At 67.9% G+C, this 13,091-nt stretch carries 11 protein-coding genes; 2 read left to right on the forward strand and 9 right to left on the reverse strand.

Going from position 1 to position 13,091, the window contains the following annotated elements; genetic code table 11:
- Window positions 1–7: 7 nt before the first annotated feature.
- The 9 genes from BLW83_RS08865 to BLW83_RS08905 all read right to left on the reverse strand — a co-directional run bounded on the left by BLW83_RS08865 (window position 8) and on the right by BLW83_RS08905 (window position 10,090).
- The gene (locus BLW83_RS08865; protein ID WP_090847788.1) at window positions 8–292 is read right to left on the reverse strand and encodes a hypothetical protein; all 285 of its coding nucleotides are present in this window, start codon (window positions 290–292) and stop codon (window positions 8–10) included.
- Window positions 289–855 (reverse strand): cytochrome c oxidase subunit 3, encoded by a 567-nt coding sequence (locus BLW83_RS08870; protein ID WP_090847790.1) that lies wholly within the window; start codon window positions 853–855, stop codon window positions 289–291. The genes BLW83_RS08865 and BLW83_RS08870 overlap by 4 nt, the downstream gene beginning before the upstream one ends.
- The gene (locus BLW83_RS08875) at window positions 852–2,810 is read right to left on the reverse strand and encodes a nitric oxide reductase activation protein NorD (protein WP_090848154.1); all 1,959 of its coding nucleotides are present in this window, start codon (window positions 2,808–2,810) and stop codon (window positions 852–854) included. Before BLW83_RS08875 ends, BLW83_RS08870 begins: the two co-directional genes overlap by 4 nt.
- 66 nt (window positions 2,811–2,876) lie before the next feature.
- Window positions 2,877–3,686: a CbbQ/NirQ/NorQ/GpvN family protein gene (locus tag BLW83_RS08880; RefSeq protein ID WP_090847794.1), complete on the reverse strand. Its 810-nt coding sequence runs from the start codon at window positions 3,684–3,686 to the stop codon at window positions 2,877–2,879.
- A gap of 4 nt (window positions 3,687–3,690) precedes the next feature.
- Window positions 3,691–5,079 (reverse strand): cbb3-type cytochrome c oxidase subunit I, encoded by a 1,389-nt coding sequence (locus BLW83_RS08885; RefSeq protein ID WP_090847796.1) that lies wholly within the window; start codon window positions 5,077–5,079, stop codon window positions 3,691–3,693.
- Between the two features lie 16 nt (window positions 5,080–5,095).
- The gene (locus BLW83_RS08890) at window positions 5,096–5,548 is read right to left on the reverse strand and encodes a c-type cytochrome (protein ID WP_090847798.1); all 453 of its coding nucleotides are present in this window, start codon (window positions 5,546–5,548) and stop codon (window positions 5,096–5,098) included.
- Between the two features lie 137 nt (window positions 5,549–5,685).
- A complete protein-coding gene (locus BLW83_RS08895; protein ID WP_090847800.1) occupies window positions 5,686–6,582 on the reverse strand; it encodes an FAD:protein FMN transferase in 897 nt (298 codons plus the stop codon).
- Window positions 6,579–7,781 (reverse strand): NnrS family protein, encoded by a 1,203-nt coding sequence (locus BLW83_RS08900; RefSeq protein ID WP_090847802.1) that lies wholly within the window; start codon window positions 7,779–7,781, stop codon window positions 6,579–6,581. The genes BLW83_RS08895 and BLW83_RS08900 overlap by 4 nt, the downstream gene beginning before the upstream one ends.
- Entirely contained in the window at window positions 7,778–10,090 is a 2,313-nt protein-coding gene (locus BLW83_RS08905) for a NosR/NirI family protein (protein WP_090847804.1), read from the reverse strand. The genes BLW83_RS08900 and BLW83_RS08905 overlap by 4 nt, the downstream gene beginning before the upstream one ends.
- Before the next feature lie 167 nt (window positions 10,091–10,257).
- Here BLW83_RS08905 and BLW83_RS08910 point away from each other — a divergent pair, with 167 nt between their 5' ends.
- Both BLW83_RS08910 and cobA read left to right on the forward strand, forming a co-directional pair.
- The gene (locus tag BLW83_RS08910) at window positions 10,258–12,174 is read left to right on the forward strand and encodes a nitrite reductase (protein ID WP_090847806.1); all 1,917 of its coding nucleotides are present in this window, start codon (window positions 10,258–10,260) and stop codon (window positions 12,172–12,174) included.
- Between the two features lie 83 nt (window positions 12,175–12,257).
- Window positions 12,258–13,043 carry a uroporphyrinogen-III C-methyltransferase gene (gene cobA / locus BLW83_RS08915; protein WP_090847808.1) on the forward strand — a complete coding sequence of 262 codons (786 nt, stop codon included), beginning with the start codon at window positions 12,258–12,260 and terminating at the stop codon, window positions 13,041–13,043.
- Window positions 13,044–13,091 lie beyond the last annotated feature (48 nt).

Below are 13,091 nucleotides of genomic sequence, written 5' to 3' on the forward strand. Positions count from 1 at the left end.
CGCGCGCTCAGCCCGCCTGCCCCAGCGCATAAAGCACCAGCGCCGCCACCGCAAAGCCGCCCAGACCCGCACCAAACGCGCGCCGCGCGGCGGGCACGAACGCCAGCCCCAGATAGCGGTTCAGGATGATCCGCGCCTTGAGCCAGGCAAACCCCAGGATCACCGCCCCCGCCGCCGTTCCCGCCCATGCCGGCGATTGCGGCCGCAGGATCGCCACCGCCGTCGCCGCCAGCGACAGCGCCATCAGCGCCACCCAGGCCCGCACCAGCGGATCGGACCACGACAGCTTCACAACAGATAGATCACGGGGAACAGGATCACCCATACCAAGTCCACCATATGCCAGAATTGCGCCGATGCCTCGACCGCATCGGCGTGGGCGCGGATCGAGACGATGGCCAGAATCACCATCCCCGCCACCACATGGGCCGCGTGAAACAGGGTCAGCAGCCAGTAAAACGTGAAAAAGACATGTGCCTCGAGCCCCAGCCCGCGGCGGGCGGCATCGGCGTATTCGATACCCTTGAGCAGCAGGAACACGCCCCCCAGCACGATCGCCACTGCCAGCAGCCAGCGCACCGCGCGCCGGGCGCCGGCGGTGCCCGTTTCCGCCGCCCGCGCGGCCAGCGCCGCGGCAAAGCCGGAACTGACCAGCACCATGGTGTTGATCCCCGCCGACAGCCGGTGCAGCTGCGCCTGCGATTCGGCGAACCCCTGCGGATCGCTTAGCCGCAGCACCAGAAAGATCAGCAGCGCCGCGCCGAACACCGCCAGCTCGCTGACGATCAGCACCCACATGATCAACTCGCCCGGCAGGCCGCCGGGATTGCGACGGATGTCCACGGCCTCGGTCATGCGCCGATCAACTGCCGGTAGATCTGCGGCAGCGCCTCGGGCAGGCGGTCGGGATGCGGGATCAGCGCGTGGCCACCCTGCCCAAAGATACGCGGGAACCATGACTTGCCGTTGCGGTCCACGGTGATGCCAAAGACGGAATGCCCGGCCCGGCGCGCCTCGCGCACGGCCATGGCGCTGTCCTCGATGCCGTGGCGGCCCTCGTAGTGGTCAAGGTCGTTGGGCTTGCCGTCGGTGATGACCAGCAGCAGCCGGCGCCGGCGCGCCTGCGCGGCCAGCGTGGCGCTGGCGTGGCGGATGCCGGCCCCCAGCCGGGTGTAGAACCCCGGGCGCAAGCCGGCGATCCGCGCCTCGACGGCGGGCCCCATCGGCTCGTCGAAACGCTTGCAGGTATGGACGAACACCCGGTCGCGCTTGAGCGAACAGAACGCCTGGATCCCCACCTGATCGCCGCAGGCATCCAGCCCCCAGGCCAGCGCGGCCAGCGCCTCGCGTTCGATGTCGATGACCGCGCGGCCGGTGACGGCGCTTTCGGTGGACCGCGAGACGTCCAGCAGGATGGAAACGGCCAGATCGCGGTTCTGCGGGCGCGACTGTTTCCAGATCCGGTCCGAGCCGTCGCCCGACACCAGCAGCCCCACCCGCGACTGCACGGTGGCGTCCAGGTCCAGCTCTTCGCCGTCGCGGTGGCCGGTTGTGATCACACGCCCCGGCCGCATCGCCTCGAACTGGCGGCGCACGGCGCGGATGCGGCGGCGCGCGGCCTCGTCAAAGGGCGCGGGGGCGTCGGCGGGGGTTTCGGGTTCGCTGTCCAGCACCCGCGCGTGCGATGGCAGATAGCGGCCCGTCCGCGCCTCCCACTCGGGATAGGTAAAGACGCCGGAAATCGCCTCGCGGTCCACGTCCTCGGGGGCAAGGTCCAGATGCAGCTTCAGCCGCGTGGCGGGGGCCTTGCTGATCTGGCCCAGCCCCAGCTCGTCCTGATCGTCCAGCGCCTTGCGGGCGGTGTCGTCGTCGTCATCCTCGACCCGGCGGTTAAGGTTCAGGAACTCGGCCCAGCTCAGGATCGCCTCGAACTTGTTGATGATCAGGCTGTCGGTGCGGTTGGCCTCGTCGGCCTTGCGGCGGCGCGCGCGGATGGTCTTTTCGCCTGCCTCGACCGAGGGCTCCTCGCCGGCGTCGTCGGCATCGCGCGTGGCAACCCGTTCAGATGAAACGCTGGCGTCGCCGGCAGCGACCCACAGGGTCACCGGCCGCACCGGCTGATAGCCGCGCGCCGCGGCGAAACCGGACAGATCGCCCGAATTGACCGCCGCCAGCATCTCGGCCGCGCGCCCGTCCAACGCCGCGGGGTCGCCCAACAGATGCCGCGCCACCCCCTCGACCGCGGCCTCGTCCGGGGGCAGCTTGGGCAAAGGCCGCGCCGCCAGCAACAGCGCGCGCAGCTCGTCATACAGCGGCATCAGCCCCGGCGCCGATCCGGCCACGCGCGCCACAGTGGCGCGGACCGATCCCAGCCACGCAAGATCCCGCCGCAGCGGGTCGTCGCCCACATCCTCCGGCAGCACCAGATGCGCGGCGTGGGCGGCCAGCCACAGATACAGCGCCCCGTTGGCCTCGGCCGCAGGCAGGATCGCCAGCGAGGCTGGAAGCCGCAGAATGCCGCCGTCGAACTCGGCCTGCGGGACGGCCTCGGCCTCGGTCCCCAGCCGGCGCAGCCAGCTCAGCCGGTGCCGGCTGACCCGGTCGGCGGTCGGGCGCATCTCGATCGAGTGATCGCCGCCCAGGCCCCGGAACAGCACCGCCAGCCGGCCGGCGACCTCGGACAGCGCCACCCGCGCATCCTCATGTTCGGGAATCGCCTCGAAACCGCTGGCCCAGCCGTGCCACAGCTTGCCGATGGTCTCTTCCGGCTCCCACGGCTCGATCTCGCGCCAGTCCAAACGCGCGGCCATGATTGCGCCTTTCTTCATCATCCAAATATCCCGGGGGTCCGGGGGCTGGCCCCCGGTCCCATCGGTTCAGCCAAGCACCGCCACGACCAGATCGGCCAGCCCGCGCTTGATGTCGGCGTCGTCGGTCAGCGGCTCGATCATCGCTGCGGCAATGGCGCGGTCCAGCGCCATCCCGCCGGCGATCAGCGTCGCCGCATAGACCACCAGCCGGGTGGACACGCCCTCTTCCAGGTCCTGCCCCTTCAGCGCCCGCAGCTTGCCGGCCAGCCTGACCAGCATCGCGGCGCGGCGTTCGTCGATGCCGCTTTCCTCGATCACGATGGTCTTTTCCTGCTCGGGCGGCGGGAAATCGAACTCCATCGCCAGAAAGCGCTGGCGGGTCGAGGGTTTCAGCGTCTTGAGGATATTTTGATAACCGGGGTTGTAGGACGCCACCAGCATGAAGCCGGGCGCGGCCTCCAGCTCTTCGCCGGTGCGGTCGATGGGCAGGATGCGGCGGTCGTCGGTCAGCGGGTGCAGCACCACGGTCACGTCCTTGCGCGCCTCGACCACCTCGTCGAGATAGCAGATCGCGCCCTCGCGCACCGCGCGGGTCAGCGGCCCGTCCACCCAGACGGTTTCCCCGCCCTTGAGCAGATAGCGCCCGATCAGGTCCGAGGCCGACAGGTCGTCGTGGCAGGCCACCGTGTAAAGCTTGCGCCCCAGCCGCGCCGCCATGTGGCTGACGAAACGGGTCTTGCCGCAGCCGGTCGGGCCTTTCAGCAGCACCGGCAGGTCGTTGCGGGCCGCGGCCTCGAATATCTCGATCTCGTCGCGCTGCGGAAGGTAGAAGGGGGCTGCCGCCCCCTCCTTCGTTGTCGTTGCATGAGCGTTCATCGTCTTACTCCGCCGGCTCGATATGGCCGTCCTTGTGGGCCTGCACCGGTCCGGGGGTAAAGATCTCGCGCCGCACCACCATGATCGAATAGATGAACAGCAGCGCCCCCAGCACCACGGCCACGCCCGAGCCAAAGCGCATCCAGTAGAAGATGGCCAGCTGGTCCTGCACGTCCATGAAGCCTTCGCCGTTCACCCGCTGAAGATGGGTCTGCACGGTGCCGGCAAAGGTCAGGGTAAAGGTCATGAACAGCATCCCGCCCGACATCAGCCAGAACGCCGCCATGTTCAGCACCTGGTTATAGGGGTCGCGGTTGCGCATGATCGGCATCGCATAGGTGATGATCGCCAGCACCAGGCAGACATAGGCGCCGTAGAAGGACAGGTGCCCGTGCGCCGCGGTGATCTGCGTGCCGTGGGTGTAATAGTTCACCCCGTGCAGCGTGTGCAGGAAGCCCCAGACCCCGGCGCCGAAGAACGCCAGCACGGTGCAGCCCAGCGACCACAGCAGCGCGGCCTTGTTCGGGTGGTCGCGGCGGCCCTTCCAGACCATGACAAAGGCGAACGCCATCATCGCAAAGAACGGCACGATCTCGAAGCTCGAAAAGATCGAGCCGACCCACTGCCAATACGCCGGCAGGCCGATCCAGTAATAGTGGTGCCCGGTCCCGAGAATGCCCGAGAACAGCGCCGTGGCGACGATGACATACAGCCATTTTTCCACGACTTCGCGGTCCACGCCGGTCAGCTTCAGCATCAGGAAGGCCAGGATGGCGGCCATGATCAGTTCCCAGACGCCTTCCACCCACAGGTGGATGACCCACCACCAGTACTGCTTGTCCAGCACCAGGTTGGCGGGGTTGTAGAATGCGAACAGGAACAGCAGCGCCAGACCCCAGAGCCCCAGCAGCAGCACATTCGAGATCGCGGTCTTGCGCCCTTTCAACACCGTCAGCGTGATGTTGTAGAGAAAGATCAGCGCCGCGACGACGATGCCCACCTTGACCCACTTGGGCTGTTCAAGAAACTCGCGCCCCTCCATCCCCAGCAGCCAGTTGCCGTTGAACAGGTCGAACAGATAGGTCACGACCACGCCGGCGGTGCCCAGCACCAGGATCGCCAGCTGCAGATAGGCGAGGGTCGGCGAATGGATGTCGCGCTCGGCTTCCTCGGGAACAAGGTAATAGGCCGAGCCAAAGAACCCCAGCAGCAGCCACACGACCAGGCTGTTGCTGTGCAGCATCCGCGCCGTGTTGAAGGGCAGCAGCTCGGACAGAAAGTTGGGCTGCACATAGATATAGCCGATGATCAGGCCCATGGTGACCTGAACGGCAAACAGTGCCATCGCGACGACAAAATAGGCGAAGGCTATGTTCTGAGTCCGATATTTCATTGTTTTCGTCCCTCGCTCAGCCCGCGTCGTTCGGCGGCCAGTTCTGGGTGTTGATGGTGCTGACCCACACCAGGAAATCGCTGAGCTGGCGGAATTCCTGATCGGTCAGCGGATAGTTCGGCATCTGGCGCCGGCCCTCGATGCCCGACGGCATGGCCTGCATCCAGCTTTTCAGCGCATCGGCCGCACCTTCGGGATCATCCTGCATCCCCCAGCGCACCATGACATTGCCCAGCTCGGGCGCGAAATACGCGCCTTCGCCCAGAAGCGAGTGGCAATTGACGCAGGCATGCCGTTCCCAGATGTGTTTTCCGGCCGCAACCTCGTCGGTCAGCGTGGCCTGATTGGTGGACACATTCACGGCGTAGATGTGGCTGTGCACGGTCATTGCCACGAATATGGCAATAAAGAACAATGACCCGCCGTAAAAGACGTTGCGGGCCATGCTCTTGGTCATGACGTCGCTCATGGCGGCGGTCCCTTCGAGCTATTTCTACTGTGGTCACGATAACGATACCGTGGCCCCTGACCTTGCCCAAAGTCAACCGGCGCGCATTTCCAAATTTATTCTGTCGGAAATCCGGCGGGGGCGTTGCGGCCGGGGGGTCAGGTGGACAGAGCCTCCAGCCTTGTGCCGGGAAACCGCGCCAGCGCCTCGTCGATGGCGGCGCGGTCCAGCAGCACCGCGGCGGTGGACAGGGCATCGGCCAGCGCGGCGCTGTCCGCGCTGACGGATGCCAACGCCCATTGCGGCGCCTGCCCGCGCGGACCCATGATATGCGGCTGGCCGGCGGGCCCGATCCGCGTCCCCAGCGCCGCCGAGGTCGCCAGCGCGCGGTCGCGCAGCGCCAGCTCGCGCAGCGGCTGCCCGCCGGGGGCCTCGATCCGCGTGCGCCAGTCGCGCGGACCCAGCGCGCGGATCTCTCCGGCGTCGATCAGCACGTCGCGCAGCCCGTGGCGGGCGGCAAGCGCGGCCAGCCGGTCGGTGGCCGCACCCTGCGCGATTCCGTTCAGCGTCAGCGCCATGCCCCGGCGGGCAAGGCGGATTTCCTGCGGGGTGACCCGCACGTCCTGCCAGCCGACCAGCGCGCTTGCGGCGGTTTCATCCCGGCCCAGCCGCCGCGCCTGCCACAGGGGCTGCACGGTGGGGTCAAAGGCCCCGCCGGTGGCCTGATTCACCCGGCCCGCCAGTTGCAGCAGCGACAGCATGTCGCCCGAGGGGTGCGCCAGCCGCCCCAGCGCGTTCAGCCGGGTCAGCTCGGACCCGGTATGCAGCGAAAACTTGCGCTCGAACATGCGCAGCGCCTGTTCGGATTTCACGAAAAAGGCGCGGGCGTCGCGGGCATCGCCCCCCTCGACCGTCAGCTCGACATCGGCGCCCAGCGCCACGCCGCGCCAGACATGGCGGGCGGGGGCCGCATTTGCCAGCGCGCCCGGCAGGGCCAGCGCGCTCGCGACCAGCGCCAGAAAGCGGCGGCGGGGGATGTTCCTGGTCGTGCTCATATCGCTTCCTTTCCGCCGCGCGGCGTGGTCCAGACCGGCCACAGCGCCACCACAAACAGGGCAAAGGCCGCGATCCACAGCGCCCCCGCCCCCACGGTTCCGATGAAATGGAACATCTCGGGCCAGCTTGAGGCCGCCCAGCGCAGGCCCGCCGCCACGGGCAGCAGCACGTAGCCCCAGATCAGCGGGGCCGTGGCGACGATCGGGCGGCCGGAATGGCCAAGGCTCGCCCGGCTCATGATCGACAGGGTCATGCCGCCGACGGCGCCCACGCCCAGCAGGTGCAGCCCGGCGATCTCGGACCCCTGCCCCAGCAGCGACAGCCCCCAGCCCAGCAGGCCCAGCGCAAGAAACAGGTAGCTCGCGTGCATGGTCCACACGATGGGATCGCGCAGCGTGTCAAACCCCCTCCAGCCCGACAGGCGCAGCAGCGCCACCAGCCCGGCGGCCACGGCCACGGAGCCGGTCAGGGCGTCCGGCGCGCCCAGGGTTGCCAGCAGCGCCGTCAGCAGCGCCAGCACGATGCCCGCCATGTCGATACGGGGCCGCGACACCGGCACCGCCGCGCCCGGATTGGCGCGCAGCAGCGCATTGCGGGTAAAGGCAGGGGTGACGCGGCCGCCAAGAACCGCGATCATCGCGCAGACCGTCAGCAGCCCGCCGCGGATGCCCTGAGATTCCGTGCCGGCCAGCCCCATCCAGTCCAGATGCACCAGCAGATCAGCCAGCCAGGCCAGCGTCAGCACGCCCAGGAACATCAGGTTCTGCGGCTTGGGCCGGACCATCAGCTGCCCCAGCATGGTCGCGGCCAGCACCGGCAGGAACGCCAGATCGACCAGCGCCACCAGCCACGCCGGCAGCACCATCGCGAACCACACGGCCACGCGCCCCGCCAGCCACAACCCGGCCAGCACAGTGATCAGCCGCGGCGACGCCGGCTGCGCGCCGGTCCAGTTCGGCACCGCGGTCAGAAAGAACCCGGCGATGGCGGCAAAGGCAAAGCCGAACACCATCTCATGCGCGTGCCAGGCGATGGGTCCGGGGGCAAACGGCAGGTCGGCCAGCCCGCTGGCCCAGACCAGCCACACCCCCAGCGCCACCACGGCATAAAGCCCGGCGGCCATGAAGAACACGCGCCACCCCTCTTGCAGGATGATCGAGCGGCCAGAGGTGGTTTTTTCGTTGAACACGGCGGTCATGTCCTCTCCTGTTGCGAGCGGAACGAAGGGGGTTGCAGCGGCCCCGCCACCCCGGCCGAGGCCGCATGGGCCGAGGCCGGCACCTGCGTGGGCGCGACGGGGGGCGGCGCGGGCGGGGATGCGGGCGCAAGCGCGGGTGAAGGTGAGGGCGCAGGCGGGATCGGCGGCGCGGTAAAGCTGCCGCCCATGCCTCCACCGGCGCCGCCGCCCGCCCCACCACCGGCCCCGCGCGCCCGGCGCTTGAGCACGGGGCAGGTGTGTTCGTCGTTCATGATGACCTGACAGCGCAGGCACAGCACGCATTCATTGGCGTTGATGCGGCCCAGCGGGTCGATGGCGCCGACGGTGCATTTCGTCTCGCACAGCCGGCACTCGCGGCCGCATTGCGGGCGGCGCTTGAGCCAGTCAAAGATCTTGAGCTTCGCCGGCAGCGCCAGCCCGGCGCCCAGAGGGCACATGTAGCGGCAATAGAAACGCTCGATGAACAGCCCCGCGCCCAGCAGCGCCACCACATACAGCACGAACGGCCACGCCCGCAGAAAGCGCATGGAGATCGCGGTCTTGAACGGTTCGACCTCGGCCAGGATCAGCGCCTGCTCCATCGAATAAAAGGACAGCGCCACCAGCCCGACGAACAGCGAATACTTGACGACCCACAGCCGTTCGTGCAGCGCCTGCGGCACGGCGATCTGGCGCACGCCCAGCCGCTGCGCAGCCTGGTTGACCAGTTCCTGCAACGCGCCAAAGGGGCACAGCCAGCCGCAGAACACGCCCCGGCCCCAGAACAGCATTCCCAGCGCCACCGCCGACCACAGCACAAAGATCAGCGGCGCGACCAGAAAGGTTTCCCAGCGGAACCCCGACAGCACCGCGTGGATAAAGGCGATCACCTGCACCACCGACAGCTGCGCGCCAAGCCACCAGCCCAGCACCACCAGCGTGGTGGCCAGATACCCCAGCCGCAGCCCCAGCCACAGCCGCTTGCGGCGCACGATCCATTCCTGCGCGAACAGGATCAGCCCCAGCACCGCCAGCATCACTCCCACGACCACGACCTGCGGCTGCTTTTCCTGCCACGCCTGCAACCACAGCGGCTCTTCGGGCGCGGGCGGAGTGACGCGGAACGGCTCGGGCAGCGCGACCTCGGCGGTGACGGGCAGGACCAGCAGATCGCCGTCGCGGCCGGCGCGCGCGGTCAGAACGGTGACGGCAAAGGGGCGCGTCAGGTCCAGCCCGCCGGATTCCGGGTCGGCGTTGACGCGGAAAACGCTGGCTTCCTTGAGCTCGGGCGCGCCCTCGGCCGACAGACCGGCGATCGGGGTATAATCCTCGGCCGCAGGCACCAGCGTCACGGACCCTTGGGTGATCTCGATCCGCTCGAACCTTCCCGAGCGGCGCCATTCCGTGCCGCGATGCGATTGCAGCCCGCGCGACATCACCGCCAGCAGCGCATCACCGGGGCCAAGACCGCCGGCAAGCTCGGTCAGCCGCTGCGCGCCCAGCAGGTTCTGCCCGACGGTCGGGGTGTCGATGATCCCCGCCCACAGCTCAAGCCACGGCGCGTCCGAGGGCGTCACCGGCTGACGCGCGCCCGCCAGCGCCCCGGCGGCGTCGGCCATGGTCACCCGCACGTGCGACAGCGCGCCCATGGTTTCCAGCGCCGCCCAGTCGGCGGGCGCATAGGCCACGCGGTCGATCACCCCGCCCCCGCCCTGCGCCGCGGCCAGGATACGCGCGCTGCGCAGGATGCCGTCGCGGATCACCCCGGTGGACACGGTCGCCCGCGCAATCGCATCGGGCAGCCCCGTGGCGCGGGTGGCGGCCTGCGCGGTGTCATACCCCGCGAAACCGTCCACATAGGCCGCGATGTCGGCATCCGAGATGCCCAGCGTCAGCACCGGCTCGTTATGGCGCATCAGCCGCGCGCCGGCGATCACGCCATCCGGGGCGACGGCGACCAGAACCTCAAGCGGACGGCCGGAATAGCCGGTGGAAGTCGCCAGCTCCCAGGTCGAGCCGATCAACCCCAGCGTGCGTCCGTCAAGATCCACCCGCCACGACGGGGCCGTGGATTGCTGCCGGGTGACGACGATGCGGCTGTCCGCGGGCAGCCCGAACAGCCTTGCGGCCAGCGCGGCATCGGGCACGGCGGGTGCGACGGTTTCGGCGGCAAGACCCAGCCCCCGCCCCGTGGCCGCCGGGATTTCGGCGCGCGCCGCGGCTGCCCACAACCCCGCCCAGACCAGCGCCGCCAGCAGGATTGCAGCGGCGGCACGGAATAAAATGCGCGGCAGGACTGGTAGTTGCATGGATGCTCCGTCAAGGTTGCAGACAGCGCCGACCGTGGCATGGTGGACGGCGTCACGCGAATGCAACGTGCCGCCAACAGGCTGGTCTCACCTTAACTGAAGTCAAGGACATCGCACACGCCAACGTTATAGTTCCTTTCGCCTCACCAGCTAAACGGAGAGACTTCATGAAGTTCCCAGCCCATACAGCCAGGTCATCGCTCCTGGCCTCTGCGGCACTGGCACTGTTGTTCGCCGCGGGTTTCGCGTCGGCACAGACCGCCGATCCCGCACCCGCCGAATCGGCCGAAGTGGCAGCGTCCGATTCGGATCCGAACGCGGTCAGCGGCCCCAAGGCCGGCCCCGATACCGAGGTCAAAGAGCTGCCCCGTTCCCCGGGCGCCTCAAAGACCACCGCGGAACAGGCCGCGACCGAAGGCGAGGTCGAGGACCACGCCTCGAAGCCGCAGGACCAGTATGAGCCGTCGCTGACCACGCTGGCTCAGGAATCGATCCCGGTTCCCGGTTCGCCCGAGGGCGTCCCGACGCTGACCCAGGCCGAATACGACGACGCCAACAAGATCTATTTCGAACGCTGCGCAGGCTGCCACGGCGTGCTGCGCAACGGCGCCACCGGCAAGGCACTGACGCCGGACCTGACGCGCGAACTGGGCTTTGACTATCTGCACAGCTTCATCACCTACGGCTCTCCGGCCGGGATGCCCAACTGGGGCACCTCGGGCGACCTGACCGAGGAACAGGTGACGCTGATGGCGAACTATCTGTTGCTGGATCCGGCCAGCCCGCCCGAATGGGGTATGCCGGAAATGCGCAACACCTGGGAAGTCCTGGTCCCGCCGGAAGAGCGCCCGACCGAAAAGATGAACGACTGGGACATCGAGAACCTGTTCTCGGTCACCCTGCGTGACGCGGGCCAGATCGCCCTGATCGACGGCGCCAGCTACGAGATCAAGAAGGTGATCGACACCGGCTATGCCGTCCACATCAGCCGCCTGTCGGCCTCGGGGCGCTATCTGCTGGTGATCGGGCGCGACGCCAAGGTCGATATGATCGACCTGTGGATGGAAGACCCGTCCATCGTCGCCACCATCAAGATCGGCATGGAGGCGCGTTCCGTCGAGACCTCGAAGATGGAGGGCTGGGAGGACAAATACGCCATCGCCGGCGGATACTGGCCGCCCCAGTATGTCATCATGGACGGCGCCACGCTCGAACCGCTCAAGATCGTTTCGACCCGCGGCAACATCTATGACGAACAGACCTACCACCCGGAACCCCGCGTGGCGGCGATCCTGTCGTCGCATTACCGCCCGGAATTCCTGGTCAACATCAAGGAAACCGGCAAGATCCAGCTGGTCGACTATACCGACCTCAAGAACCTCAAGATCACCGAGATCGAGGCCGAACGTTTCCTGCATGATGGTGGCCTGGATTCGACCAAGCGCTATTTCATCACCGCAGCGAACGCGCGCGGCAAGCTGGTCGTGATCGACACCAAGGAAGGCAAGCTGGAAGCGATCACCGACACCGGGGGCGAAACGCCGCATCCGGGCCGGGGCGCGAACTTTGAACACCCGGACCATGGTCCGGTGTGGGCGACCTCGCACTTGGGCGACGATTCCGTGGCGCTGATCGGGACCGACCCCGAAGGGCACCCGGATCAGGCGTGGGAAATCGTGGAAAGCTTCCCGGCACTTGGCGGCGGTTCGCTGTTCGTCAAGACCTTCCCCGGATCGAACCACCTGTATGTGGACGCGACGCTGAACCCCGAAGCCGACATCTCGGGCTCGGTCGCCGTGTTCAAGATCGACGAGATGAAGGCCGACGAAGACCCCGAGTTCATTACCCTGAACCTTGCTGAAATGGCCGAGATCACCAACGGACAGCCGCGCGTGGTGCAGGGCGAATACAACAAGGAAGGGACCGAGATCTGGTTCTCGCTGTGGAACGGCAAGGATCAGGAATCGGCGATCGTGGTGATCGACGACAAGACGCTTGATCTGGTCAAGGTGATCAAGGACGAACGCCTGATCACGCCGACGGGCAAGTTCAACGTCTACAACACGCAAAACGACGTCTACTGATCGTCGGAATGCGAAACCGGGCGCGCGGGCAACCGCCTGCGCGCCCCACCAGTCCCCAGCAGGCACGGCAAGGGAAAACGGACATGGCAGGCAAGGTTTATCTGATTGGCGCAGGGCCGGGCGACCCCGATCTGCTGACCGTCCGCGCGCTGAGGCTGCTGCAATCGGCCGAGCTGGTCGTCCATGACCGGCTGGTCAGCCCCGAAATCATGGCGCTGGTGCCCAGCGCCGCGCGCCGCGTCCCGGTCGGCAAGTCCGCCGGGTTCCATTCGGTCCCGCAGGACCGCATCAACGAAATTCTGGTCGAGCTGGCGCTTGAGGGCCACAGCGTGATCCGCCTCAAGGGCGGCGATCCCCTGATCTTCGGCCGCGGCTCGGAAGAGGCCGAGGCGCTGGCCGCCGCCGGCATCCCCTATAGCTATATCCCCGGCATCACCGCGGCGCAGGGGGCGTCGGCCTCGACCGGGGTGCCGCTGACCCATCGCGGGCTGGCGACCGGCGTGCGCTATGTCACCGGCCACCGCGCGCAGGATGCGACGCTGGATCTGGCGTGGGAAAGCCTTGCCGACCCCGACACCACGCTGGTGGTCTATATGGGTGCCGGCAACATGGCCGAAATCGCCGCGCGGCTGATCGCGGCGGGGATGCCCGTCGACCTGCCGGTGCTGGCCGTGTCCCACGCCACCACCCCGCGCGAAACGCGGCTGCTGTCGGACCTGACCCAGATCGGCGCCGATCTTGCCCGCGCCCCGATGGAGGCGCCGGTGCTGTTCATGATCGGCCGCGTCGCCGGGCTGTATGAGACCGCGGCGCTGCCGCTGCCCCGCGACCTGCGCAGCGCCCATCTGCGCGTGGTCAGCAATGGTTGACACGGGGCTTATCGCCGCGGCCATCACAGTGGTGATGTCGGTCGGGCT

Origin of the sequence: Paracoccus alkenifer (genome assembly GCF_900108405.1) — a bacterium.
Lineage (GTDB): Bacteria > Pseudomonadota > Alphaproteobacteria > Rhodobacterales > Rhodobacteraceae > Paracoccus > Paracoccus alkenifer.

Coding starts and splice junctions, on each gene's coding strand:
- BLW83_RS08870 (WP_090847790.1), bottom strand. CDS start 855: ATGACCGAGGCCGTGGACATCCGTCGCAATCCCGGCGGCCTGCCGGGC.
- BLW83_RS08875 (WP_090848154.1), bottom strand. CDS start 2,810: ATGGCCGCGCGTTTGGACTGGCGCGAGATCGAGCCGTGGGAGCCGGAA.
- BLW83_RS08880 (WP_090847794.1), bottom strand. CDS start 3,686: ATGAACGCTCATGCAACGACAACGAAGGAGGGGGCGGCAGCCCCCTTC.
- BLW83_RS08885 (WP_090847796.1), bottom strand. CDS start 5,079: ATGAAATATCGGACTCAGAACATAGCCTTCGCCTATTTTGTCGTCGCG.
- BLW83_RS08890 (WP_090847798.1), bottom strand. CDS start 5,548: ATGAGCGACGTCATGACCAAGAGCATGGCCCGCAACGTCTTTTACGGC.
- BLW83_RS08895 (WP_090847800.1), bottom strand. CDS start 6,582: ATGAGCACGACCAGGAACATCCCCCGCCGCCGCTTTCTGGCGCTGGTC.
- BLW83_RS08900 (WP_090847802.1), bottom strand. CDS start 7,781: ATGACCGCCGTGTTCAACGAAAAAACCACCTCTGGCCGCTCGATCATC.
- BLW83_RS08905 (WP_090847804.1), bottom strand. CDS start 10,090: ATGCAACTACCAGTCCTGCCGCGCATTTTATTCCGTGCCGCCGCTGCA.
- BLW83_RS08910 (WP_090847806.1), top strand. CDS start 10,258: ATGAAGTTCCCAGCCCATACAGCCAGGTCATCGCTCCTGGCCTCTGCG.
- cobA (WP_090847808.1), top strand. CDS start 12,258: ATGGCAGGCAAGGTTTATCTGATTGGCGCAGGGCCGGGCGACCCCGAT.